The sequence below is a fragment of the Nocardia sp. NPDC047648 genome, from assembly GCF_040642815.1.
Classification (GTDB): Bacteria; Actinomycetota; Actinomycetes; order Mycobacteriales; family Mycobacteriaceae; genus Nocardia; species Nocardia gamkensis.
The window spans coordinates 643,975-667,194 of the sequence record NZ_JBEYSX010000002.1 but is presented as its reverse complement, the minus strand read 5'-3'; the positions used below and the strand labels follow the sequence as shown (position 1 = coordinate 667,194).

Annotated in this window: 23 protein-coding genes; 9 read left to right on the top strand and 14 right to left on the bottom strand. The window is 69.9% G+C overall.

All coding sequences use genetic code 11. From position 1 onward, the window contains the following. The first annotated feature begins 405 nt into the window (after positions 1 to 405). From ABZ803_RS07470 to ABZ803_RS07455, 4 genes are all read left to right on the top strand, one after another. Positions 406 to 861, top strand: coding sequence for a cupin domain-containing protein (locus ABZ803_RS07470; RefSeq protein ID WP_051175377.1), 456 nt, complete (start codon positions 406 to 408; stop codon positions 859 to 861). A gap of 1 nt (position 862) precedes the next feature. Further along, complete coding sequence (locus ABZ803_RS07465; RefSeq protein ID WP_357033975.1) at positions 863 to 2,050, top strand: PLP-dependent aminotransferase family protein; 1,188 nt, start codon at positions 863 to 865, stop codon at positions 2,048 to 2,050. Continuing rightward, complete coding sequence (locus tag ABZ803_RS07460; protein WP_357033974.1) at positions 2,047 to 2,508, top strand: hypothetical protein; 462 nt, start codon at positions 2,047 to 2,049, stop codon at positions 2,506 to 2,508. Before ABZ803_RS07465 ends, ABZ803_RS07460 begins: the two co-directional genes overlap by 4 nt. Positions 2,509 to 2,733: 225 nt before the next feature. Next, on the top strand, positions 2,734 to 3,402 hold the full coding sequence (locus tag ABZ803_RS07455) for a metal-dependent transcriptional regulator (RefSeq protein WP_357034360.1): 669 nt from the start codon (positions 2,734 to 2,736) through the stop codon (positions 3,400 to 3,402). 331 nt (positions 3,403 to 3,733) lie between these two features. Here the strand turns inward: ABZ803_RS07455 and ABZ803_RS07450 are convergent, their stop codons facing one another. Together ABZ803_RS07450 and ABZ803_RS07445 are read right to left on the bottom strand one after the other, a co-directional pair. Then, positions 3,734 to 4,867 carry a tartrate dehydrogenase gene (locus tag ABZ803_RS07450; protein ID WP_357033972.1) on the bottom strand — a complete coding sequence of 378 codons (1,134 nt, stop codon included), beginning with the start codon at positions 4,865 to 4,867 and terminating at the stop codon, positions 3,734 to 3,736. Next, positions 4,827 to 6,299 carry an NAD-dependent succinate-semialdehyde dehydrogenase gene (locus tag ABZ803_RS07445; protein ID WP_357033970.1) on the bottom strand — a complete coding sequence of 491 codons (1,473 nt, stop codon included), beginning with the start codon at positions 6,297 to 6,299 and terminating at the stop codon, positions 4,827 to 4,829. The genes ABZ803_RS07450 and ABZ803_RS07445 overlap by 41 nt, the downstream gene beginning before the upstream one ends. Positions 6,300 to 6,429: 130 nt before the next feature. Here ABZ803_RS07445 and ABZ803_RS07440 point away from each other — a divergent pair, with 130 nt between their 5' ends. After that, the gene (locus ABZ803_RS07440; protein WP_357033968.1) at positions 6,430 to 7,671 is read left to right on the top strand and encodes an aminotransferase class III-fold pyridoxal phosphate-dependent enzyme; all 1,242 of its coding nucleotides are present in this window, start codon (positions 6,430 to 6,432) and stop codon (positions 7,669 to 7,671) included. 58 nt (positions 7,672 to 7,729) lie between these two features. Beyond that, positions 7,730 to 8,224: a DUF3830 family protein gene (locus ABZ803_RS07435; protein WP_357033966.1), complete on the top strand. Its 495-nt coding sequence runs from the start codon at positions 7,730 to 7,732 to the stop codon at positions 8,222 to 8,224. A 48-nt stretch (positions 8,225 to 8,272) separates the two neighbouring features. On the opposite strand, the gene ABZ803_RS07430 is transcribed toward ABZ803_RS07435, so the two are convergent. Beyond that, positions 8,273 to 9,673, bottom strand: a complete 1,401-nt coding sequence (locus ABZ803_RS07430) for an amidase (protein ID WP_357033964.1) — start codon at positions 9,671 to 9,673, stop codon at positions 8,273 to 8,275. Between the two features lie 12 nt (positions 9,674 to 9,685). Next, positions 9,686 to 10,651, bottom strand: a complete 966-nt coding sequence (locus ABZ803_RS07425) for a D-2-hydroxyacid dehydrogenase (RefSeq protein WP_357033962.1) — start codon at positions 10,649 to 10,651, stop codon at positions 9,686 to 9,688. Positions 10,652 to 10,737: 86 nt separating this feature from the next. On the opposite strand from ABZ803_RS07425, the gene ABZ803_RS07420 reads away from it, so the two are divergent. The 3 genes from ABZ803_RS07420 to ABZ803_RS07410 are packed head-to-tail and all read left to right on the top strand — an operon-like array spanning position 10,738 to position 12,876. Beyond that, complete coding sequence (locus ABZ803_RS07420; protein WP_040868092.1) at positions 10,738 to 11,478, top strand: Asp/Glu/hydantoin racemase; 741 nt, start codon at positions 10,738 to 10,740, stop codon at positions 11,476 to 11,478. 14 nt (positions 11,479 to 11,492) lie between these two features. Beyond that, positions 11,493 to 12,224 (top strand): maleate cis-trans isomerase, encoded by a 732-nt coding sequence (locus tag ABZ803_RS07415; protein WP_357033960.1) that lies wholly within the window; start codon positions 11,493 to 11,495, stop codon positions 12,222 to 12,224. Then, entirely contained in the window at positions 12,211 to 12,876 is a 666-nt protein-coding gene (locus ABZ803_RS07410; protein ID WP_357033958.1) for a GntR family transcriptional regulator, read from the top strand. Before ABZ803_RS07415 ends, ABZ803_RS07410 begins: the two co-directional genes overlap by 14 nt. An 83-nt stretch (positions 12,877 to 12,959) precedes the next feature. Here ABZ803_RS07410 and ABZ803_RS07405 read toward each other — a convergent pair whose 3' ends face one another. From ABZ803_RS07405 to ABZ803_RS07360, 10 genes are all read right to left on the bottom strand, one after another. Continuing rightward, positions 12,960 to 13,382 (bottom strand): EF-hand domain-containing protein, encoded by a 423-nt coding sequence (locus ABZ803_RS07405; RefSeq protein WP_357033956.1) that lies wholly within the window; start codon positions 13,380 to 13,382, stop codon positions 12,960 to 12,962. Positions 13,383 to 13,512: 130 nt separating this feature from the next. After that, positions 13,513 to 14,412, bottom strand: a complete 900-nt coding sequence (gene truB / locus ABZ803_RS07400; protein ID WP_357033954.1) for a tRNA pseudouridine(55) synthase TruB — start codon at positions 14,410 to 14,412, stop codon at positions 13,513 to 13,515. Further along, a complete protein-coding gene (gene npt / locus ABZ803_RS07395; RefSeq protein ID WP_357033952.1) occupies positions 14,412 to 15,080 on the bottom strand; it encodes a 4'-phosphopantetheinyl transferase Npt in 669 nt (222 codons plus the stop codon). Before npt ends, truB begins: the two co-directional genes overlap by 1 nt. A 58-nt stretch (positions 15,081 to 15,138) precedes the next feature. Then, positions 15,139 to 16,098, bottom strand: coding sequence for a metallophosphoesterase (locus tag ABZ803_RS07390; RefSeq protein WP_357033950.1), 960 nt, complete (start codon positions 16,096 to 16,098; stop codon positions 15,139 to 15,141). 58 nt (positions 16,099 to 16,156) lie between these two features. After that, the gene (locus ABZ803_RS07385; protein WP_357034358.1) at positions 16,157 to 17,485 is read right to left on the bottom strand and encodes an MATE family efflux transporter; all 1,329 of its coding nucleotides are present in this window, start codon (positions 17,483 to 17,485) and stop codon (positions 16,157 to 16,159) included. Positions 17,486 to 17,745: 260 nt separating this feature from the next. After that, positions 17,746 to 18,747: a bifunctional oligoribonuclease/PAP phosphatase NrnA gene (locus tag ABZ803_RS07380; protein ID WP_357033948.1), complete on the bottom strand. Its 1,002-nt coding sequence runs from the start codon at positions 18,745 to 18,747 to the stop codon at positions 17,746 to 17,748. A 13-nt stretch (positions 18,748 to 18,760) separates the two neighbouring features. After that, complete coding sequence (gene rbfA / locus ABZ803_RS07375) at positions 18,761 to 19,204, bottom strand: 30S ribosome-binding factor RbfA (protein WP_040868103.1); 444 nt, start codon at positions 19,202 to 19,204, stop codon at positions 18,761 to 18,763. 98 nt (positions 19,205 to 19,302) lie between these two features. After that, the gene (locus ABZ803_RS07370; RefSeq protein ID WP_040868135.1) at positions 19,303 to 19,593 is read right to left on the bottom strand and encodes a DUF503 domain-containing protein; all 291 of its coding nucleotides are present in this window, start codon (positions 19,591 to 19,593) and stop codon (positions 19,303 to 19,305) included. Positions 19,594 to 19,667: 74 nt separating this feature from the next. Continuing rightward, positions 19,668 to 22,697 carry a translation initiation factor IF-2 gene (infB, locus tag ABZ803_RS07365; RefSeq protein WP_357033945.1) on the bottom strand — a complete coding sequence of 1,010 codons (3,030 nt, stop codon included), beginning with the start codon at positions 22,695 to 22,697 and terminating at the stop codon, positions 19,668 to 19,670. 108 nt (positions 22,698 to 22,805) lie between these two features. Continuing rightward, positions 22,806 to 23,138: a YlxR family protein gene (locus ABZ803_RS07360; protein WP_357033943.1), complete on the bottom strand. Its 333-nt coding sequence runs from the start codon at positions 23,136 to 23,138 to the stop codon at positions 22,806 to 22,808. Positions 23,139 to 23,220: the final 82 nt, after the last annotated feature.

The window sequence follows — 23,220 nt, the reverse complement described above, 5'->3', positions numbered from 1 at the left end:
TCCGGTGCCGTGAGCCGACGGCAGGCTTCGAGCGCTCGAGGTGCGCCCGGCGCGAGTAGGCCGCACGTCACCGGGACGGATACGGCACGGACGCTGTCTGCCTGCTCCGCGGTGCGGCTACGCGGGTCGTGATCGTGACCGAGCCGCTCGCGGCCGACGGCGGTAAGGCACGTCCCCGGCGTAGCGGGGAGGTGGCTCGGCTACCCGTGCGCTTGCGTGCCACCGTGCCGGGACGTCGGGTTCGCCGACATCTCCGGGAAACTTCGCCCGCCGGAAACGAAGCCGACATTTTGGCGAAAGAGCCGATACATCCCTGGTTTTCCGCGGGCTTCCAGGCTCCTCTCGCCAACAGCGGGAATGGTCTAGCGTCCAAATCGTCGGCGATAGAAGTGCTCCGGAGTAGCCATGAAAAGTGCAGTCAAGCACGTGCGTGTGATCAAACCGTCCGATGCGGCCGAAACAATCGGGAGGCAACGACAACGCCTCATCCCCTGCGTCACCACCGAAACGTGCGGCGCTACCGGTATCTCGGCGGGCATGGTCAACATGAACCCCGGCGCCGTGTCCAAGGCGCATTATCACGCGCACAGCGAGATCGTCGTCGTCTGCCTGCGCGGGCGGGCGGTCACCCTGATCGGGCCGGAGCTGATTCCGCATTTCCACGGTCCGGGCGAGTTCATCTACATCCCGGACGGCGTGGTGCACGTGGCGGTGAACCTCGACGAGACCGAGGACCTGGTCGCGGTGGAAATGCGGACCGATCCCCTTTTCAACGACGACGTGGTGCTGACGCCGGAATACGACGCCCAGGTGCCCGAAGTCGTTGCCCGCCTCCGGCGCCGCGACCCGGTCGGTTCCTGACGTGGCGCCCCGCCTACGCAGCCGCGGCGCGGCCTCGGTGCGCAGCGGACCCATCGACGACATCTTCGCGGCGCTGGCCCGCCGCCCCGAGGTCGTCTCGTTCGCCGTCGGAGCACCCGATCCCACCCTGCTCCCCGGCGAGCTCGTCGCGACGCTCTCGCAGAACGTCATCGACCGATACGGCAGCGCCGTCCTCCAGTACGGCATGACCCGAGGATTCGCCCCACTCCTGGACGAAGCGCGAAACCTTTTGCGCAGTCGCGATATTCGGTGCCCGCACGATCGCTTGCATATCTCGACCGGCGGATCCGGCGCTTTGCACAACGTGTGTTTGGCGCTGCTCGATCCGCTGGACGTGGTGCTCGTCGAAACACCGACCTACGGCCCGGCTGTGAAGGAATTCCGCAGCCACGGCGCGACCATCGTCGCGGTGCCGTGCGACGAATTCGGCATCGTGCCGGAAGCGCTCGAGGAGGCCCTGTCCCGATACGACGCGACTTTCGTCTACCTGCTGCCAACGTTCCAGAATCCGACCGGGCGGACGATGCCTGCCGGGCGGCGTGAACGAATAGCGGAGATTGTCGTCCGGCACGGCACACTGATCGTCGAGGACGACGTCTACACTGACCTGCGTTACCGCGGCGTCGCGCCGCCCGCGCTGTCGTCTTTCGCGCCGGACAACTCGGTCTACATCACGTCCCTGTCGAAAACTCTCGCTCCGGCGATTCGTGTCGGAATCACCGTCATGCCCGCGGATCTGCTGGAAACCGTGCTCGCGTTGAAGCAGGGCATCGATATGCAGACATCGACGTACTGCCAGGCGATTGCCGCCGAATTCCTCGCCAGTCCGGCCTGCTCCACGCACCTCGCGCACGTCGTCGGCGCCTACTCGGCGAAGTTGGACGCCTTGACCGCAGCGGTCGGGCGGCATCTCCCTGCCGGGTTCCGGTGGACCGAACCCGAGGGCGGGATGTTCCTGTGGGTCGAGGGCCCGGCGGGTTTCGATGCCGACGCGGCCCTGACGGAGGCCCTGCGGCTGGGGGTCGCGTTCCTGCCGGGAAGCGCCTTCTACGCCGACGACGTCGCCGGCCACCGCAACACGATGCGCTTGAGCTTCGCAAACGTGCCGCTCGACGACATCGACCGGGGCATCGCGCTGCTCGGGGCCGTCTGCGGAGGCGCGGCATGACCACACAGGGCCCCAGGCGCGCCGACACCGGGCACGTCATGGGCGATCGACATCCGATACTGGGCACCTGGGAGGTCGTCGCCGACGGCGCTCCGTTCGGCTACCACGTCATGCAGTTCCACCCGGGCGGCACGATGCTGCAGTCGAACCCCGATCACGGCAACCGTGCCACCAGCGACAGCAACGGCATGGGCAGTTGGCGAGCCGACGGCTCTCGCGTCACCGGCGCGTTCCTGGAGTTCACCGTGGATCGAGCCGACCCCTCCGTCGTGCGCAAGGGAGTCGTCGCCTTCGAACTCGACGTGACCGGCGACCGGTTCGCCGGATTCGCCACGGCGACGTTCTACGAACTGGCCGGTGCGCCGATCGGCCCACCGGCGATGGCCCGGCTGACCGGTGCGCGATTCGACGGCGTGGCCGCGCATCGCCGTGCGCTGGATCGCTCGGGAACCGTGTGATCGTCTGCCGCGGACGGCACGGTCGAGCGAGGCCTCGCGGCGCACACCGGAGAGTGAACGGCGAATCGCGTTTCGTTCGCGATCGGGCGACGGCGGGGTCGAGGATGTGTGTATCGGCACGCCAGTGCCTAAGCTCGGGGTGTGCCAGGTAAACGAGATATCGCCACTCGACGCGAGTTGGCCGACGCCCCGGCGCCGGGCGATGCGCAGGGCGGTACCGCGACGATCGCGCCGGTGCTCTCGTCGGTCGCCCAGGACTACCTGAAGGTCATCTGGACCGCCCAGGAGTGGTCACAGGAGAAGGTGACCACCAAGTTGCTCGCCGAGCGGATCGGGGTCTCGGCCTCCACCGTGTCCGAAGCGGTCCGCAAACTCGCCGACCAGGGACTGGTCGAACACGCACGCTACGGTGCGATCGCCTTGACTCCCGAGGGGCGCCGCGCCGCCGTCGCGATGGTGCGCAGGCACCGGCTCATCGAGACGTTCTTGGTGAACGAACTCGGTTACGGCTGGGACGAGGTGCACGACGAGGCCGAGGTACTCGAACACGCGGTCTCCGAGCTGCTGATGGCCCGGATCGACGCCAAACTCGGATACCCGGACCGCGATCCGCACGGTGATCCGATCCCCTCGGTGGACGGCGCGGTTCCCACTCCGCCCGCGCGCCAGCTCAGCGACTTCCACGCGGGCGAATCCGGCCGGGTCGCGCGCATCTCCGACGCCGATCCGGACATGCTGCGCTATTTCGACTCCGTCGGCATCGCCCTGGACACCTCCATCGCGGTCGTGGAACGCCGCGACTTCGCGGGTACCATCGCCATCCGCATCGGCGCCACCGAGTCCGCCACCGACCTCGGGCGTCCCGCGGCCGAGGCCATCTGGCTCACCGCCTGACCGGTTCACGCCGCGGACGACGCGGTCCGCGGTTGGCGCGCGGTATCGGGCGGACGCTTCCGCTCGGACCCGGTACCACCGGAGGCTGGGGCGAAACCGCCTGGAACCTGCAGGCTTGTTCTCCCATCCCGTCGGTCGCGGCTGCGGCGAGCCTGCGCGCCGACAGTCGATCGCGCCGACAGTCGGCACGGCGCGTGCGCACACAGCCGGTCGCGGACTGTCCAGGGCTGACGCCGACACCCGGCCGCCGCAACGCCCTGAATGCTGTCGGCACGCACGACGGTTCGCGATCAGCGAAGCCCGAGGCCCGACGGTGCGCACGGCGAAGCGGTCAGCCGATTTCGGCCGTGGCGCCTCGTCGGGCCGACTCGGCCGCCCGCGCGGCGATGGCATCGGCGAGTTCGGCGGTGGTGCCCGTGCCGCCGAGGTCGGGCGTCCGGACCTCCCCGGCGGCGAGGACGTCGCACACCGCTCGATCGATCGCGGCGGCCGCGGCGGACTCACCGAGGTGATCGAGCAGCATCGCACCCGCGAGTATCTGCGCCACCGGGTTCGCGATGCCCTGGCCCGCGATGTCGGGGGCGCTGCCGTGCACCGCCTCGAACATCGAGGGGCCGGTGCGGTCGGGGTTGATATTGCCCGACGGCGCCAGGCCGAGCCCGCCGGTCACGGCTGCGGCCAGATCGGAGAGGATGTCGCCGAACAGGTTCGAGCCCACGATGACGTCCAGCCGGTCCGGGTGCAGCACGAGTTCGGCGGCCAGCGCGTCGACGTGCATCTGCCGCGTCTCCACCCGGGGATACTCGGTCGAGACACGCTCGAAGACGCTGTCCCAGTACGGCATCGAGTGGATGATCCCGTTCGACTTCGTCGCCGAGCACAACCGCCCGGACCGTTCGGCGGCCCGCTCGAACGCGTAGCGGATGATCCGCTCGCATCCGGTGCGGGTGAACACCGACTCCTGGAGCACGAATTCGTCGGGACGGCCCTCGTTGTGGATGCCGCCGATCCGGGAGTATTCGCCCTCGGAGTTCTCCCGCACGATGAGGATGTCCAACTCGTCGGCGGTCCGGCCGCGCAGCGCCGACTCCGTGCCGGGCAGCAGGCGCACCGGGCGCAGGTTGACGTACTGACCGAAGGCGCGGCGCAGCGGGATCAGTAGACCCCACAGCGAAACGTGGTCGGGCACACCGGGAAAGCCGACGGCGCCGAGCAGGATCGCGTCGAAGCCCGCGAGTCGCGCCGGGCCGTCGGGCGGCATCATCTCCCCCGTGCGCAGGTAGTTCTCGCAGGACCAGTCGAATTCGGTCCATTCCAGTCCCGGCAGCACGGCGTCGAGCACCCGCACCGCCGCCTCGGTGACGTCGACTCCGATTCCGTCGCCCGGGATGGTGGCGATGCGGTACCCGCTCACTGATGCTCCTTCACAGTCGCACTCCGATGTACTTGGTCTCCAGGAATTCATCGATCCCGGTCAGCCCGCCCTCGCGTCCGAGCCCGGACTCCTTGACGCCGCCGAACGGTGCGGCCGGGTTCGACACCACGCCCTGGTTGAGGCCCACCATGCCGGTTTCCAGCGCCTCGCACACCCGCAGTCCGCGCCGGAGGTTCTCGGTGAAGACGTAGCTCACCAGTCCGTACGGGGTGTCGTTGGCTCGGCGCACCGCCTCGTCTTCGGTGTCGAAGACACCGATCGCGGCGACCGGTCCGAAGATCTCGGTGTGGCACAGCTCGGCGGCGTCGGGCACGTCGACCAGAACGGTCGCGGGATAGAAGGTGCCCGGCCCGTCCGGCGCGCAGCCGCCGGTGAGCACCGTGGCCCCGCGGGCGCGTGCGTCATCGACGAGGCGCTGCACCTTGGCGACGGCCTCGGCGTCGATGAGCGGACCGACCACCACGTCCGGCTCGGTGCCCCGGCCCATCGGCAGGTCCGCCAGCCGGGCGGCGAGCCTGCGGGCGAAGACCTCGGCGACGCCGCGCTGGACGAGGATGCGATTGGCGGCGGTGCACGCCTGGCCGATGTTGCGCATCTTCGCCGCCACCGCGCCCTCGACCGCCTCGTCCAGATCGGCGTCGTCGAAGACCAGCAGCGGCGCGTTGCCGCCGAGTTCCATCGAGGTGCGCATCACCGTCCGCGCGCACTGCGCGAGCAACTGCTTGCCGACCGCCGTCGAGCCGGTGAAAGACAGCTTGCGCGAGCGGTCGTCGAGGATCAGCGGCGTCATCACCGCCGCGGGATCGGCCGTCGTGATGACGTTGACCACCCCGGCGGGCAGCCCCGCGCCCGCCATCACCTCGGCAAGCGCCAGCATCGACAGCGGCGTCTGCTCGGCCGGTTTCACCACGCAGGTGCAGCCCGCGGCGAGGGCGGGCGCGATCTTGCGCGCGCCCATAGCCACGGGGAAGTTCCACGGCGTGATGAGCAGGCTGGGGCCGACCGGCTGCCGTGCCACGAGAAAACGCGAGCCGCCGGCGGGCGCGGGCATGTACCCGCCGTCCAGGCGCACGGCTTCCTCGGCGAACCACCGGAAGAACTCCGCGGCGTAGGCGATCTCGCCGCGCGCCTCGGCCAGCGGTTTGCCCATCTCCAGCGTCGCGATCAACCCGAGGCGGTCGGTCTCGTCCAGCAAGGCGCGGTGCACGCGCATCAGCAGGTCGCTGCGCGCTCGCGGCGGCGTGGCCGCCCATTCCCGCTGCGCCGCGCACGCGGCGTCCAGCGCGGCGAGACCGTCGGCCGGATCGGCGTCGGCCACCGCGCACAGCAGCTCACCGGTCGCCGGGTCGAATACCGGCAGCGTCCGGGCCGCCGTCCGCCACCGGCCGTCGATGAACAAGCCGCGCGGCACGGTGTCGATCGCGGCGCGTTCCGCGGCGCTCAACGTGCTTTCGGTGAGCATGGTTCGGTGGCTCCTTTCGGCACCGCGCAGCGCTCGGCCATTGCTGCGACCCGTGCGGCCATGTTATGCATATTGTCGACAATCAGACAATAGACAATCTCTCCCCATCCGCTCCGGGAGGCGAATCACCATGACCGAGCTCTCGCCCATCCTGAAACAGGCCACTCCGGTGACCGTCGACCACGGCGCGGGGTGCTATCTCTACGGCACCGACGGACGCCGCTACCTGGACTTCACCGCCGGTATCGGTGTGACCAGCACCGGTCACTGCCACCCGAAGGTGGTCGCGGCCGCGCAGGCGCAGGTGGCCTCGCTGATCCACGGCCAGTACACGACCGTGCTGCATCGACCGCTGCTGGAACTCACCGAACGGCTCGGCGCGGTGCTTCCCGAGGGGTTGGACACGCTGTTCTTCGCCAACTCCGGCAGCGAGGCGGTCGAGGCCGCGCTGCGGCTGGCGCGCCAGGCCACCGGACGCCCGAACGTCGTCGTCTTCCACGGCGGTTTCCACGGCCGCACCGTGGCCGCCGCGACCATGACGACCTCCGGCACTCGTTTCTCGGCCGGGTTCAGCCCGCTCATGCCGGGGGTGCACGTCGCGCCGTTCCCCACCGCGTACCGCTACGGCTGGAGCGAGCGGGAAGCGACCGCCTTCGCGCTGCGCGAACTCGACTATCTGTTCGCCACGCTCACCTCCCCCGCCGAGACCGCAGCGTTCATCGTGGAGCCGGTGCTCGGCGAAGGCGGTTACGTCCCCGGTAACACCGAGTTCTTCCGCGGCCTGCGCGAACGCGCGGACCGGCACGGCATCCTGCTGGTCTTCGACGAGATCCAGACCGGCTTCGGGCGGACCGGGAAGTTCTTCGGCCACCAGCACTTCGACGTTCGGCCCGACGTGATCACCATCGCGAAGGGCCTGGCCAGCGGGTTCCCGCTGTCCGGCATCGCGGCCTCGCGCGAATTGATGGGGCGGGCGTGGCCGGGTTCGCAGGGCGGCACCTACGGCGGGAACGCGGTGGCGTGCGCGGCGGCGATCGCCACGCTCGACGTCATCGAATCCGAAGGGCTGGTGGACAACGCCGCCGCGCGCGGCGCACAGCTGTTGCGCGGTCTGCGCGACAGCGCCGTCAAGGCGATCGGTGACGTCCGTGGTCTCGGACTGCTCGCGGGCGCCGAGTTCACCACAGCCACCGGCGAACCCGATCCGGCGACCGCCGCGGCCGCCCAGCGCGCCGCGGTGGACAAGGGCCTGCTTTTGCTGACCTGCGGCGCGCACATGAACGTGGTGCGGATGATCCCGCCGCTGATCGTCACCGATACCCAGATCGAGGACGCTCTGGCGATCTGGTCCGAGGTGCTCGCCGAGTTGTAGCTCGCGAACAATCCGTCCGTCGCGCCCGCCCGCCGGGCACCGATCAGGAAGCAACCGCATGGCCCGCTATATCACGATCACACTCACGAAGGCGGCGGTCACCTGCCGCGCCCGTTTGCTGGACGAGGAGGCGCCGCGCACCTGCGCGGCGGTGTGGAACGCGCTGCCGCAGGAAGGCGACGCTTTCCACGCCAAGTACGCCCGCAACGAGGTGTACACCCTACTCCCCCGGATCGACGCGGCCCCGCACCGGGAGAATCCGACGGTCACGCCGATCCCCGGCGACGTCTGCCTGTTCGACTTCGAGCCGTGGGAGATCGGCAATCCCGCCTACGGCTACGAGCCCGGCTCCGCGGCCGAGCACGAGCGCGGCGCCACCGATCTGGCACTGTTCTACGGCCGCAACAATCTGCTGATCAACGGCGACCTCGGGTGGGTGCCGGGGAACGTCTTCGCCACCATCGAGGAGGGACTCGCCGATATCGCCGCGGCGTGCAACACGTTGTGGTTGCACGGCGTGCAGGGCGAAACGCTCGCCTTCGCCCGCGCCTGAGACTCGCCCTTGCAGTGGCCCCGCGGCATGCCGCGGGGCCACTCGCGTTCAGGAAGCCAGCACGAATTCGGCGTACCGGGCCACCGCCAGGACCAGATCGTCGGAGTGACGCGGACCGACGATCTGGAGCCCGACCGGCAGGCCCGCGCGCGTGGTACCCGCCGGGATGCTGATCGCGGGCTGCTGGGTGAGATTGAACGGGTAGGTGAACGGGGTCCATTCGGGCCAGCTGCGCAGGCCGCTGCCGGGCGGCACGTCGTGTCCCGCTTCGAACGCGGGAATCGGCACCGTCGGTGTGATCAGGACGTCGTAGTCGGTGTGGAACGCGCCCATCGTGATGCCGGTTCCGGCTGCCACGTTGCGCGCGGCGAGATAGTCGACGGCGGTGACGGTCTCACCGCGCTCCCAGACCGCACGCAACCCTGGGTCAACCCGGTCGCGCGTGCCTTCCGGGAAGCCGGACAGCATGGTGGCCGCGCCGGCCGCCCACAGCAGTTCGAACGCCTCGCGCGGATCCTCGAAGCCTGGATCGGCGGCACCGACCGTGAGCTCGGCCTCGGCCAGGCGAGCCACCGCCGCGTCCACGATCGCGGCGACCTCGGCGTCCACCTCGGCGTAGCCGAGCGTCGGCGAGTACGCCACGCGCAATCCCCGCACGTCGCGCTGCATCTCCGCCCGAAACGCGGTGAGTGTGGGAGCCAGCGCGGTCGGATCGCGTGGATCCGGCAGCGACAGGATGTCCATCAGCAGCGCCGCGTCCTCGACGGTGCGCGTCATCGGGCCCGCATGCGCCAGCGGACCGAACGGGCTGGCTGGGAACAGCGGAATCCGGCCGTAGGTGGGCTTGAACCCGACGATGCCGCAGAAGGCGGCCGGGATGCGCACGCTGCCACCACCGTCCGTGCCCACCGAGACCGGGCCCATGCCCGCGGCGACGGCCGCGGCGCTGCCGCCGGAGGAGCCGCCCGCCGTGGTGGACGGGTCGGCCGGATTGCGGGTGACGCCGGACAGCGGACTGTCGGTGACCGCCTTCCACGCGATCTCCGGGGTGGTGGTCTTGCCGAGGAAGACCATGCCGTCCTCACGCAGCCGCGCGGCCACCGGGCTGTCCACCGGCCACGGTCCGGCCGGATCGATCGACGCCGACCCGCGCCGGGTGGGCCAGCCCTCGGTCAGGAACACGTCTTTGATCGAGATCGGCACACCGTCGAGCAGGCCGCGGGCATGACCGGACTGCCAGCGGGCCTCGGAATCCTTCGCCTGCACCAGGGCGCGATCGGGGTCGACGAGACAGAAGGCGTTGAGCGCGCCGTCACGGTCGGCGATCGCGCGCAGGATCGCCTCGGTCGCCTCCACGGGCGACAACGCGCCCGCCGCGTAGGCGGAGACCAGCTCGACCGCGGTCATGGCGGTCGGGTCGGTGGGTTGGTTCTTGTCGGGGTAGCTCATGGATGGGCTCCTTCAGCCGGGCACGTACCCCAGCCTTTTGTCGACCACGTTGTCCAGCGGACGTCCGGCGATCCAGTTGTCGAAGTTCTCGGTGAACGCGTCGACGATCTCGGTGCGCCATCCGATGAAATCACCGGAGTTGTGCGGGGTGATCCGGACGTTCGGCAGTTCCCACAGGGGGTGATCGGCGGGGAGCGGCTCGGGGTCCACCACATCGAGCGCCGCCGCGGCGATCGATCCGGTGCGCAGCGCGGCAACGAGATCGTCGGTCACAACGAGTTCCCCACGGCCGACGTTGACAAACCTGGCGTGCGGTTTCATCGCGGCGAAGGCGGCGGCGTCGAACATGTTCCTGGTCCGCTCGGTGAGCGGGGCGATCGCGACGACGTAATCGGCACCGGCCAGTTCGGCGTGCAGATCGGTGGCGATCTCACCGAAATCCGGATCCGCCGCGCGCTCGCGCCTGCCCACCGCGCGCACGGTCATCCCGACCGCGCGCAGCAACCGGGCGATATGGCGTCCGATCGAGCCGGTGCCGACGATCAGCGCCGTCGCCCCCGCGACTCGTTCGGATTCCCGATGCCGCCACTCGTGCCGCTGTTGCAGCAGCAGCGAGCCGGACAGGTCCTTGGCGAAACCGAGGATCTGGCCGAGCACGTATTCGGCGATCGCGGCGTCGAAGACGCCTCGGGTGTTGGTCACCACCACGTCACTCGCGCGCAGCTCGGGAAACATCGCCGGGTCGACGCCGGTCGAGCCCATGTGCACCCAGCGCAAGCGGTCGGCGGCGTGCCAGGCGCCGGGCAGCGCCCGCGTGCGGAAGTCGTAGACGAACAAGACCTCCGCTCCGCGCAGGGCGTCCGCCAATCCGGGCGCCTCGGTGTACCTGATGGTGGCGCGGCCTGCTACGCGGTCCATTCGCTCGGCGTCGGGCACACTGTCACTGTGCAGGACGACGACAATCGGGCCCTGTTCCACATTGACACACTAAGATCACATCGTATGATTGTCAACAATCCGATCGTGTTCGGAGGTCGTCCCGGCTGAGCGCGAGAGGGGCCGTAGTGGATCTGAGCTTTCCCGACCTCGAGGGGCCCGTGGCCCAACGAGGCATCGGGATCATCGCACCGTTCGATCTCGCACTCGAACGAGAGCTCTGGCGCTGGGCGCCACTGGATGTGAGTCTGCATCTGGCGCGCACCCCCTACGAGCCGGTCCCGGTTTCGCTGGAGATGGCCGAATTGGTGTCCGACGCGGCGCATCTCACCGCGGCCACGCACAACGTGCTGCACGTGGAACCCGAAGTCGTGGCGTACCTGTGCACGTCGGGCAGTTTCATCAAAGGCCTCGCCTACGAGAAGTCGCTGCGCGACACCATCTGCCGGGCCGGGGCGCAGGACGCGGTCACCACCTCGGGCGCGTTGCTCGAAGCGATCCGCCATCTGGACCTCACCCGGATCTCGGTGCTCACCCCCTACGACGAGATCCTGACCCACCGGCTGCACGAATTCCTCGCCGAGGCCGGGTGTTCGGTGGTGCGCTCCGACCACCTCGGGCTCGGCGGCGGCATCTGGAAGGTCAGCTACCGCACGATCGCCGAACGCATCGTCGGCGCCGATGATCCCGAGGCCCAGGCCGTCTTCGTCAGCTGCACCAACCTGCCGACCTACGACGTGATAGAGCCGCTGGAGAAGGCACTCGGCAAACCGGTGCTCACCGCCAACCAGCTCACCATGTGGGCCTGTCTCGGCCGGATGAAGCTGCCGATGATGGGCCCCGGCAAGTGGCTGCTCAACGTTTTCTGAAGGAAGAACATCGCATGGACGCACCCACCGTCGGTTTCATCTACCCCGACCACGCCGCCGAGGACGACTACCCGCTCGCGGCGGCGGCGATCGGCGCGCACCTTCCGGTGGCCCACATCTACGGCACCGATCTGCACGCCGTGCCCGAACTGCTCGAGCTGGGCAGTCCCGGGAAACTGCGCCTCGGCGCCTCCTTGCTCGCCCGGCACCGCCCCCACGCGATCGTGTGGGCCTGCACGTCAGGCAGTTTCGTCTACGGGCCCGAGGGCGCCCGCGACCAGGTGCGCGCGCTGGCCGAAGTCGCGGGCGTGCCCGCGACCAGCACCAGCATCGCGTTCGCCGACGCCGTGCACGCGCTCGGGCTGCGCACCGTCGCCGTCGCCGCCAGCTATCCCGACGAAGTCGCCCGGCTGTTCGTGGAATTCCTCGCCGACGCGGGGATCGATGTCGTCTCGATGTCCAGCGCGGGCATCGACACCGCCGCCGAGGTCGGCACCCTCACCCCCGCCCAGGTGCTGCGGCTGGCCGCGGACAACGACCACCCGGGTGCGCAGGCGCTGCTCATCCCCGACACCGCGATGCACACCATGGCGGTGCTGCCGGACCTGGAGGCTACGCTGGGCAAACCGGTGCTCACAGCCAATCAGGTCACCATCTGGGCGGGTCTGCGGCTGGCCGGCGCCGAGCCGGTCGTTCCCGGTCTCGGCACGTTGTTCGCGGAAAGGCAGATCGATGTCCGTCGTTGATTTCGAGCCGGTGAATCGGCAGTCGACCGCGGAGATGATCGCCGATCGGCTCCGCGAGGCGATCATGCGCGGCAGTCTCGCGCCCGGCTCGCAGCTCGGCGAAGCCGACCTGGCCGCGCAATTCGCGGTCTCACGTGGGCCGGTGCGCGAGGCGATGCAGCGCTTGGTGTCCGAGGGCCTGCTGCACAGCATCCGCCACCGCGGCATCTTCGTCATCGAACTGAGCCTCGACGACGTCGTCGACATCTACCGCGCCAGGACGGCGCTGGAGGGCGGTGCGCTGGATCTGATCCTCGACAGCCGCCGCCCGATCGCCTACGAGGCGCTCGGGCCCAGCGTCGAGGAGATGGTCACCTGCGCCGAACGCGGTGACGCCGTGGGGGTATCCGAGGCCGACCAGGCCTTCCACGAGGCGCTGGTGGAGAGCGCCGCCAGTCCGCGGCTGGTGCGCGCGGCCCGCACCTTGCTGATCGAGACGCGAATGTGCCTGGGCGCATTGCAGACCACCTACCCGGACCTGCGGGAACAGGCCCGTGAACACGTCGAGCTGCGCGAGGCGATCGGCACCGCCGACCCCGCGCGCGCCCGGGCCCTGCTCGTGGAGCACATGGACGACGCCGTGCAGCGCCTGCGCCACCAGATCGGCGGCTAGACCCGGCTGCCGCGCCTTCGCTCAAACGCGCGGAGGTTCGACGGACCTACGTCCGGCTGCGCGGCCACGCGGCTCCCGCGTCGCTATCGGGAGAGGAATTCCAGCAGCGCGCGGAATTCCGACAGCGAGAGATAGCCGTCGCCATCGATGTCGGCGGCGGCCAGCAAGGCGTCCGCCGGTTCGTCGATCCGGCCCGCGCCGCAGTGACGGATGAGCGATTCGAGTTCCTCGACGGAGATGCGGCCGTCCCGGTTGACGTCGAAGACCTTGAACGCGGCGTCGGCGTCGGTCACCTCGATGCGCCCGCCGGCCAGCGCGGCGTCGAATTCGGCTCGCGACACCAGGAAGTCGCCGTCGGTGTCGGCGGCCGCGACCAGCCGTTCCACCGCCGCGTCGTCAACCTCCAGACCGAGCGCCCGGATACCCGCCGTGATGTCCCGCACCGAGACCAGCCCGTCCCCGTCGCTGTCCCACAGCTCGAACGTATCCACCTGTCCGTCACCCACGTCCGCCACCTTCGCCGCCGTTACCCGATCACGGCCGCCGCAGACGACCACCCCACACTGTACGGATTCTCCTGAGCGACAGGGCTTACCGGAACTGCGCCGGGATCTGTCGATACGACACCGGCATGGATCAAAGGTTGGCCGGACGGACGACCATCACCGAGGACGCGCGATTACCGGACTCCCGCAGCAGGGCGATGGCACGGCCTGCCGGGTCGATGGCGGCGTAGACGCCGGAAAGCCCGGCCGGGGCGAGCCAGCGGCCGTTGCGCAGGTCGTCGGCTTGCGTATCGTCGATGTCCCGGTGCGGAAAGGCGGTCCGGACCGCGGCGTCCATGTCGAGGCTCAGCGGCGGCGCGCCCGATTCCGCGGCGGCGGCCAGCTCGTCCAGGGTGCGGGCGTGCTCGAGGGTGAACGGCCCGACCCTCGTTCGGCGCAACGCGGTCAGATGGCCGCCGACGCCGAGGGCTGCGCCGAGATCGCGGGCCAGTGCCCGCACATAGGTGCCCGAGGAGCACTCGACCACCACGTCCAGGTCGGCGAAATCGCCGATATCGCGCCGGGCCAGCACGTCGAACCGCGACACCGTGACCGGGCGGGCGGCCAGCTGCACGTCTTCGCCCGCGCGGTGACGGGCATAGGCGCGCTCACCGTTCACCTTGATCGCGCTCACGGTCGCAGGCACCTGGTCGATGTCCCCGGTGAGTTCGGCTGTGCGCGCGGCGATGTCGTCGTCGGTGAGGTGAACGGACGAGGTGGTCGTGAGCACCTCGCCCTCGGCGTCGTCGGTGCTGGTCGCCTGCCCGAGCCGGATGGTCGCGGTGTACGCCTTGGTCGTCAGGGTGAGCAGGCCGAGCAGTTTGGTCGCGCGCTCCACACCGAGCACGAGCACACCGGTCGCCATCGGGTCGAGGGTGCCCGCGTGGCCGATCTTCTTGGTGCGCAGCAGCTTCCGGCATTTCGCCACGACGTCGTGGCTGGTCCAGCCACCGGCCTTGTCGATGACGAGCAGCCCGCCGAGTCCGTCCATCAGACGTGCGCGATCGCGGTCAGGATGTACCCGTCGGTGATCAGCCAACGGCCGTCGAACGAGTGCAGCGGCGGCCCACCGTCGGTGGTCTGCCCCGGCACCAGCAATTCGGAGCGGAAGCTGCCGCGCCCGGAATCGGCGGAGCTGTCCTCGATCTCGAAGGTGATGTGCGCGTCCTCGAAGCCCAGCCAGCGCACCGTCAGGGGGAACCACGCCTTGTAGGTGGCCTCCTTGGCGCAGAACAGCAACCGGTCCAAATGCAGCTCGGAGTCGGTGGTCTTCAGCCAGTCCCGCTCCTGGGGCAGACTGACCGAGTCCAGCACACCGTCCGGCAACGTGGCGTGCGGCTCGGCGTCTATGCCGATGGAACGGAACCGCAGCTTGTGGCCCAGCGCGGCGGCCTGGTAGCCGTCACAGTGGGTCAGGCTGCCGACGATCCCGCGCGGAAAGACCGGAGCGCCGCGCTCGCCTTTGCCGATGGCGACCGGCGTCTCGCCGAGCTGCGTGAGCGCCAGCCGGGCGCAGTGCCGCGCGCCGATGAAGTCACGGCGCCGCTTCTCCACCGACTTCGCGATGAGATGCTCCTCCGCCGGATGCGGCCGCAGATCCTCCGGGTACGCCAGCAGTTCGGCCGAGGCCACACCCGTGGGCAGAATGTTCTCGATCATCACCGACGAGCGTAGTCGAGCCCCACCGCACGGGATCGCAGCGCCATGGGCCGCGCGGCTATGCCAGTCCGCGCCGCTGCTGCGCTTTGCTGCGCATCTCCGCGGCGGCGGCTTCCATCTCGGGAGTCACCTGGAAGTGCCCGCCCCACTTGTTCAGCGTGTCCGGCGGGTACTGCGGGGTCGGCAGGATCTGGCGCAGCAACCGGTCGGGCAGGCCGCGGCGCTGCCATTCGCGCGGGTAGCCCAGCGAGACCTCCTCGAACCGGACACCGTCGTAGTGCGAGGTGCGCGGGATGTGCAGATGGCCGTAGACCGAGCAGACCACGTTGTAGCGGGTGTGCCAGTCCGCGGTCAGCTCGGTGCCGCACCACAGCGCGAACTCGGGGTAGAACAGCACGTCCGTCGGCTGCCGGACCAAGGGGAAGTGATTGATCAGGACGACCGGGGTATCGGGGGCGAGCGCGTCGAGCTTGCGCTTGGTCACCTGCACCCGGGCGTGGCACCACGCGTCCCTGGTCAGATACGGCTCCGGCGAGAGCAGGAATTCGTCGGTCGCCACCACGTTGCGCTCGCGGGCGATCGCCAGACCCTCCGCCTTGGTGGTGGCTCCCTCCGGCAGGAACGAGTAGTCGTACAGCAGGAACATCGGCGCCAGCGTCACCGCGCCGCCGTGCTCCTCGGCGCCCGCGCCCCGCCAGACCGGAAAGGGGTCCTCCGGCGTGAGGACGTCGAGGTCACGGCACATCGACACCAAGTAGTCGTAGCGCGCCACCCCGGACATCTGCACCGGGTCCTTGGCCGTCGTCCACAGCTCGTGATTGCCCGGCACCCAGATCACCTTGGCGAAGCGGCGGCGCAGCAGCTCCAGCGCCCACCGGATGTCCTCGGTCTTCTCCCCCACGTCGCCGGCCACGATGAGCCAGTCCTCCGGCGAGTCCGCCTTGATCTGCTCGACGACCGGCCGATTCCCCTGGTGCCCGACATGAATGTCGCTCACCGCCATCAACTTGGGTATCACCACACCTACCTTGGCACATCCGTCCGGATTCGCGCGCACCGGCCGAGCCGGGTGTCGGTCACCTCGGCATCTCGGCGCCGATCGAGGCCCACCGGCCCGACAGCGTCCGCCACGCGACGGCGATCAGCCGCAACAGCATGAACGCCCCGAGACCGGACCAGATTCCGGCGACACCCCAGTCGAAGGCCAGCGACAACCAGATGGCGGGCAGGAAACCGAGCATTGCCGCACCGAGCGTCGTGGTACGTAGGTACGCCGCGTCACCGGCACCGAGCAGCACGCCGTCGAGGGCGAAGACGATGCCCGCCACCGGAATGAGCGCGACGAAAAACCACCACACCACGTGCGCGCGCTCGAGCACTTCGGCGTCTTCGGTGAACAGCGCCGGAATCGCCACCGCTCCCGCCGCGAAGCAGGCGGCGAGCCCGAGACTGAAGATCTCCGACCAGCGGGTCACGCGCCGCGCGATCCCGCGGGCGCCGCCGGCGTCACCCGCGCCGAGAGCGGCGCCGGTGAGCGTCTGCGCGGCGATGGCCAGCGCGTCCAGGGCCAGCGCCAGGAAGTTCCACAGTTGCAGCACCAACTGGTGGGCCGCTACCGACGCGGCGCCGAAACGCGCGGCGACCGCCGCCGCCGAGACGAAGCACGCCTGGAAGGCGAAGCTGCGGGCGATGAGGTCGCGCCCGAGCACGAGTTGGGCCCGCATGACCGACCGATGTGGGGCGAGCGGAACCCGTTCGCGGATCAGCGCGTCGAGGAACAGGACGGCGGTGACGATCTGCCCCGCCACGTTCGCCACGGCAGAGCCGGGCAGGCCAAGGTGCGGCGCGCCGAACAGTCCGTGCACCAGCGCGGGGCAGAGCACGCCCGACACCGCGAGTCCTGCGACCACGAAGACCAACGGCCTGCGCGTCTCCTGGACGCCACGCATCCACCCGTTCCCGGCCATGGACAGCAGGATCAGCGGCACGCCGAACAGGGCGATCCGCACCCAGCCCAGCGCTTCTTCCGCGATCTGCGCACCACCCGCGATGGCGCTGGTCACCGGTACGGCGAACGCCTGGACCAGTACGAGGATCGCGACGCCGACGGCGACCGCGATCCAGCTGGCCTGCACACCCTCGGCGACGGCTCCCCGGTGGTCGCCCGCGCCGTGGCGACGTGCCGAACGCGCGGTAGTGCCGTAGGAGAGGAAGGTCAGCTGCGAACTCGTCTGCGCCAGAATCAGCCCGCCGACGGCCAGACCGGCCAGCGCGAGCGCCCCGAGCCTGCCCACCACGGCCAGATCGAACAGCAGGTAGATCGGTTCGGCCACCAGCACACCGAGGGTAGGCAACGCGATGCCGAGAATGCGCTTCGGTCCGGCAGCGGCGGCGGCACGGTCCACGCGCGCGGGCTCCGTCCCATCCACGAGCGAAGCCGGGTCACCGATCTCCGCGCCGCTGCAACCCTGCGCGTTCACGAACACCTCCCGGGGACCACCGTCGTTCCGCTCGCGCTGCACCTCGGCACGTCCCACTGACAACCACAGCAACGTGCGGCAGGCCTCACCCGACCCGCGCTCCCGGACGGGCGCGGCGACGCGCCGACGACGTCACGGCCACCGCGCCGGCGCCCCGACACGGCGCCGCTACCGACGGCCACGCCTCATCCGAGCGCGGTCAGCAGCGCACCGACCAGATCGCCGGGCGTGCCGTACGCGGTGTATCCGGCGGCGAAACGGTGACCGCCGCCGCCCAGCGCTGTCGCCACCTCCGCGACGTCCACTCCGTCGCCCGCGAACGATCCGCTGTCGCGCGAGCGCAGCGACACCGTCCACCGGTCCGGCACGACGCGGGATTGCTTGAACACCGCGGCGATTCCGGCTTCGGCGGTCGTGCGCACGATATCGATCACGCTCTCGACTTCCTCCGACCGCACGTCGTCGATGTCGTCGCGACGCACGAACGCGTACACCAGCCCAACACCGCCGCGGACCTCCGGAACGAGCTGCGCCGTGCCCAGCACCCGCGACAACATGGGCAGCCACCCGAACGGGTGGGTGTCCATCAAGGTGCGAGCGATGTCCGCGCCGTCGATTCCGGTGGCCAGCAGCCGTTCCGCGAGTTCGTGGGTACCCGGCCGCACCCACCGGAACGAGCCGGTGTCGGTGACCAGACCGGCATAGAGGCAATGTGCGACATCCGCGTCGATCGGCACGCCCCACGCATCGAGCACCCGCGCGACGAGGCTCGTGGTGGACTCGGCGCCGGGATCGACCACGTTGATCGCGCCGAAGGAGGTGTTCGACCGATGGTGATCGATCACCATCGTCGTTGCGGCGCCGGGCAATCGGTCGGCGAGCGCGCCCAACCGGGTCGCGCTGCCGCAGTCGACCGCGATCAGCAGGTCCACCTCCGCACGCACCTCGGCGGGCGCCACCAGATGCCGCAAGCCGGGCAGCGACCGCATCGACACGGGTAACTCCGCCGGTTCGGCGAAGGACACCTGCACCGGGATCCCGCGCCGGTGCAGCACCAGCGCCAGCGCGAGACCACTTCCCACGGTGTCCGCATCGGGCTGCACATGGCAGACGATGGTCACCGAGCGCGCGGCATCCAACGCCGCCACGGCCACATCCAGACCGGCCGTTTCCCGCATCGTCGTCATCGACTACCGCATGTCACTCGTCGGTGTCGCGTTCGACCTTGTAGGGGTCGGCGTCACCCGCGGGCCTGGCCGTGGCGGCCACCTTGGCGACCTCGTCGTCCGCGGCCCGCGCCCTCGCGAGCAGTTCCTCCATCTGCCGTGCCGCGTCGGGCACGGTGTCCAGTACGAATGCCAGCGTCGGGGTGAACTTGACCCCCGTTCCCGCGCCCACCTTGGAGCGCAGGACACCCTTGGCCTTCTCCAGGCCGATCGCCGCGCCTTCGTAATCGGGCTCGGCGTCGAGGGTTTCGCCCATCACGGTGTAGTACACCGTCGCCTCCCGGAGATCGCCGGTGACCTTGGCGTCGGTGATGGTCACGAAACGCAGCCGCGGGTCCTTCACCTCGTATTCGATCGCGGTCGCGACGATCGAGGAGATCCGCTTGGCGAGTCGGCGTGCCCTGGCTTGGTCCACCATGGCCGTTTCCTCCTCACTATCAACTCTGTTCGATGGCGGTCGGAGCGCGGACCGGTGTCGCCACCGGAGCTCCGTCCTCCGCGCCGTCGCTGCGCCGGTCAGTCTTCGGGCCCGAAGATCCGGCGGCGCACCGCCAGCAACTGTAACTCCGGACGGGACGCGACGTGCCGTTCACATTTGTCCAGCACCTCGGTCAGGTGATCCATGCCTGCGCTGACCATGGCCACGCCCAGCAGCGAGCGACGGTATAGATCGTGTTCCCCACCTTCGGCGGCACTCACACCGAAACGCTGCAATTCGGCCAGAATCGGCCGGATCACCGAGCGCTTCTGTTTCAGTGAATGCACATCGCCGAGCAGCAGGTCGAACTCCAGTGCACCCAGGTACACCCACACCCTCCACTGTCAGGAAGACCGGCCGGACGCCGCGCACGTCGCGCGGCGTCCGGATTCGTCTCGGTCTATCAGTCGCGCGGCTTTTCGCGCAGCTCGTAGGCCTCGATGATGTCGCCTTCCTTGATATCGGAGTAGGTGACCGTCATACCGCATTCGAAGCCCTCGCGGACCTCGGTGACGTCGTCCTTCTCCCGGCGCAGCGACGAGATCGTCGTCGTCTCGGCGATCACCACGTTGTCGCGGAGCAGGCGCGCCTTGGCATTGCGCTTGACCGAACCCGACGTGACCATGCAACCGGCGATGTTGCCGATCTTCGACGAACGGAAGATCGCCCTGATCTCGGCCCGGCCCAGCTCGACCTCTTCGTAGATCGGCTTGAGCATGCCCTTGAGGGCCTTCTCGATCTCGTCGATGGCCTGGTAGATCACCGAGTAGTACCGGATGTCGACACCCTCGCGGTTGGCCAGCTCGGTGGCCTTGCCCTCGGCGCGGACGTTGAATCCGATGATGATCGCGTTCGACGCCGAAGCCAGGTTGACGTTGGTCTCGGTGACGCCACCGACGCCGCGGTCGATCACCCTCAGACGCACCTCGTCGCCCACCTGGATCTGGAGCAGCGCCTCCTCGAGGGCCTCGACCGTACCCGAGTTGTCGCCCTTGAGGATCAGGTTCAGCTCGCTGGTCTCCTTCAGCGCGGCATCCAGATCTTCCAGGCTGATCCGCTTGCGGCTGCGTGCGGCCAGCGCGTTGCGCTTGCGCGCATTGCGCCGGTCGGCGATCTGCCGGGCGATCCGGTCCTCGTCGACGACGAGCAGGTTGTCACCGGCGCCGGGCACCGACGTGAAGCCGACCACCTGGACGGGCCGCGACGGCAGGGCCGCCTCGACGTCGTCGCCGTGCTCGTCGACCATCCGGCGCACGCGGCCGTAGGCGTCTCCCGCCACGATCGAGTCGCCGACCCGCAGGGTGCCGCGCTGGATCAGCACGGTCGCCACCGGGCCCCGACCACGGTCGAGGTGCGCCTCGATGGCCACACCCTGCGCGTCCATGTCCGGGTTGGCCCGCAGATCCAGCGCCGCGTCCGCGGTCAGTAGCACCGCCTCGAGCAGCGCATCGATGTTGATGTTCTGCCTGGCGGAGATGTCCACGAACATGGTCTCGCCGCCGTATTCCTCGGCGACCAAGCCGTACTCGGTGAGCTGCTGACGAACCTTCTGCGGGTTCGCGCCTTCCTTGTCGATCTTGTTGACCGCCACCACGATCGGCACGTCGGCCGCCTGCGCGTGGTTGATCGCCTCCACCGTCTGCGGCATGACGCCGTCGTCGGCGGCGACCACCAGGATCGCGATGTCGGTGGCCTTCGCACCGCGGGCACGCATGGCGGTGAACGCCTCGTGACCGGGGGTGTCGATGAAGGTGATGAGCCGGTCCTCGTCGCCCAGATGGGTGAGCACCTGGTAGGCGCCGATGTGCTGGGTGATGCCACCGGCCTCGCCCTCGCGGACGTTCGCCTTGCGGATGGTGTCCAGCAGTCGGGTCTTACCGTGGTCGACGTGACCCATGACGGTCACCACCGGCGGACGCTGTTCGAGGTCTTCCTCGCCACCCTCGTCCTCGCCGTAGGTGAGGTCGAACGACTCCAGCAGCTCGCGGTCCTCGTCCTCGGGGCTGACCACGTGGACGACGTAGTTCATCTCGCTGCCGAGCAGCTCGAGGGTCTCGTCGTTCACCGACTGGGTCGCGGTGACCATCTCACCGAGGTTGAACAGGGCCTGGACCAGCGCGGCCGGGTTCGCGTCGATCTTCTCCGCGAAGTCCGACAGCGACGCGCCGCGGGCGAGCCGGATGATCTCGCCGTTGCCGCGCGGCAGCCGCACGCCGCCGACGGCGGGCGCCTGCATCGAGTCGTACTCTTGCCGCTTCTGCCGCTTGGACTTGCGGCCACGACGGGGAGCGCCACCGGGACGGCCGAACGCGCCTGCCGCGCCACCGCGGCCACCGGGACCACCCGGACGGCCGCCGCCACCACCGCCGCCACCGGGACGACCGCGGAAACCACCGGCCGCGCCGCCACCGGCACCGGGCGCACCGGCACCCGCACCAGGGGCGCCGCCGCCACCACCGCGGTAGCCACCGCCGCCGCCACCACCGGGACGACCCGCACCGGCGCCACCGGGGCGCCCGGGACGACCGGCGCCGGGGCCTCCGGCGCCACCCGGACGCGCCGCACGCGACGGCATCGCACCGGGATTCGGGCGGGGCGGCATCGAGCCGGGGCTCGGCCGCGGGCCACCGGGACGCGGGCCACCCTGACCGGGGGCCGGACGGGGACCGCCCTGAGCCGGACCCGGACGCGGGCCACCCTGAGCCGGACCGGGACGGGGACCGCCCTGAGCCGGACCCGGACGCGGGCCACCCTGAGCCGGACCCGGACGCGGACCACCCTGACCGGGGGCCGGACGCGGCGCGGGACGCTCGGGAGCCGACGAATAGGGGTTGTTACCGACGCGCGGGGTCTTCGGCCCCGGACGCGGACCGGACGCGGCGCCACCCTGGCGCTGGCCGCCCTGGGAGGGGGCGCCGGGACGCTGCTGCTGCTGCCCGGGACGCGGGCCGCCCGGCGTCGGCCGTGGACCGGCCGGAGCGGGGGCGGAACTCGCGGTCGCACCGGAGGCCGCGGCGGCCTGGGGGGCGACCGACTCCTGGACGGGCGGCTTGGGCGACGGCGCGGGCCCCGGACGCGCGGCGGGGCCCGGCTTCACGGCCGGGGATTCGCCGGTACGCGCGGCGGGAACGACGGTCTCCTGCGCGGTCGGCGCCGGCGTGGGCGTCGACGGACGGGGACCGGGACGCGGGCCACCGCCCGCGGGCTTGGGGGCCGGACGGCCGGACGGGCCGGGACGCGCACCCGACTTGTTGCCGTTCGACGGGGCGGATTTGGTCGCGAACGACTCACGCAGCCGGCGCGCGACGGGAGCTTCCACCGTCGAGGACGCCGACTTCACGAACTCGCCTTGCTCCTTGAGCGTTGCGAGTAGTTCCTTGCTCGTGACACCGAGTTCTTTGGCCAACTCGTGCACGCGGGCCTTGCCTGCCACTGCTCTCCTCACTGAGAGGTCGAGCAGCTCCACCGTTCTGGGGACGGCGGCCCGCACGACCTCGGGTTATCTCCGATGGACGTTCATCGTTGGTACTTCACGGTGTGCTCATGAGTGCTCGTGCCTGTTCTCGAGGTAATGCTCCAGGGCTGAGATATCCAGATGTCCGGACACTCGTAGTGCTCTGCCGATCGCTCGGCGCCGCTCTGCCGCGCGCAGACAAGCCGAAAGGGGGTGCAGCCAGGCACCCCGTCCGGGAAGTCTGCGCCGCGGATCGGGAACGATCTCGATGACCTGAGAGCCGTCGCCGGCCTCGAGGTCCCGAGCCACGATCCGCAACAGATCGCCGGCCAGTTCGCGCTTCCGGCACCCGATACACGTCCGCACCGGAGCGGCTCGGCGCTGGGGCGCCGGGTGCTGCTGGGTGGTGCGGTCGGGCATTGGAGCCGAGGGCTCGGACTGAACCTTGGACCACTCTACCGCTGCCACGCTCGGAACGCCGAACCCCTCCCCCGCGGAAGTT

Bases quoted from the DNA above. Each gene is read 5' to 3' on its own strand.
- ABZ803_RS07470 (WP_051175377.1), top strand. From the start codon at position 406: ATGAAAAGTGCAGTCAAGCACGTGCGTGTGATCAAACCGTCCGATGCG.
- ABZ803_RS07460 (WP_357033974.1), top strand. From the start codon at position 2,047: ATGACCACACAGGGCCCCAGGCGCGCCGACACCGGGCACGTCATGGGC.
- ABZ803_RS07450 (WP_357033972.1), bottom strand. From the start codon at position 4,867: ATGAATTCCTGGAGACCAAGTACATCGGAGTGCGACTGTGAAGGAGCA.
- ABZ803_RS07445 (WP_357033970.1), bottom strand. From the start codon at position 6,299: ATGCTCACCGAAAGCACGTTGAGCGCCGCGGAACGCGCCGCGATCGAC.
- ABZ803_RS07440 (WP_357033968.1), top strand. From the start codon at position 6,430: ATGACCGAGCTCTCGCCCATCCTGAAACAGGCCACTCCGGTGACCGTC.
- ABZ803_RS07435 (WP_357033966.1), top strand. From the start codon at position 7,730: ATGGCCCGCTATATCACGATCACACTCACGAAGGCGGCGGTCACCTGC.
- ABZ803_RS07430 (WP_357033964.1), bottom strand. From the start codon at position 9,673: ATGAGCTACCCCGACAAGAACCAACCCACCGACCCGACCGCCATGACC.
- ABZ803_RS07415 (WP_357033960.1), top strand. From the start codon at position 11,493: ATGGACGCACCCACCGTCGGTTTCATCTACCCCGACCACGCCGCCGAG.
- ABZ803_RS07410 (WP_357033958.1), top strand. From the start codon at position 12,211: ATGTCCGTCGTTGATTTCGAGCCGGTGAATCGGCAGTCGACCGCGGAG.
- truB (WP_357033954.1), bottom strand. From the start codon at position 14,412: ATGGACGGACTCGGCGGGCTGCTCGTCATCGACAAGGCCGGTGGCTGG.
- npt (WP_357033952.1), bottom strand. From the start codon at position 15,080: ATGATCGAGAACATTCTGCCCACGGGTGTGGCCTCGGCCGAACTGCTG.
- ABZ803_RS07380 (WP_357033948.1), bottom strand. From the start codon at position 18,747: ATGACGACGATGCGGGAAACGGCCGGTCTGGATGTGGCCGTGGCGGCG.
- rbfA (WP_040868103.1), bottom strand. From the start codon at position 19,204: ATGGTGGACCAAGCCAGGGCACGCCGACTCGCCAAGCGGATCTCCTCG.
- ABZ803_RS07360 (WP_357033943.1), bottom strand. From the start codon at position 23,138: ATGCCCGACCGCACCACCCAGCAGCACCCGGCGCCCCAGCGCCGAGCC.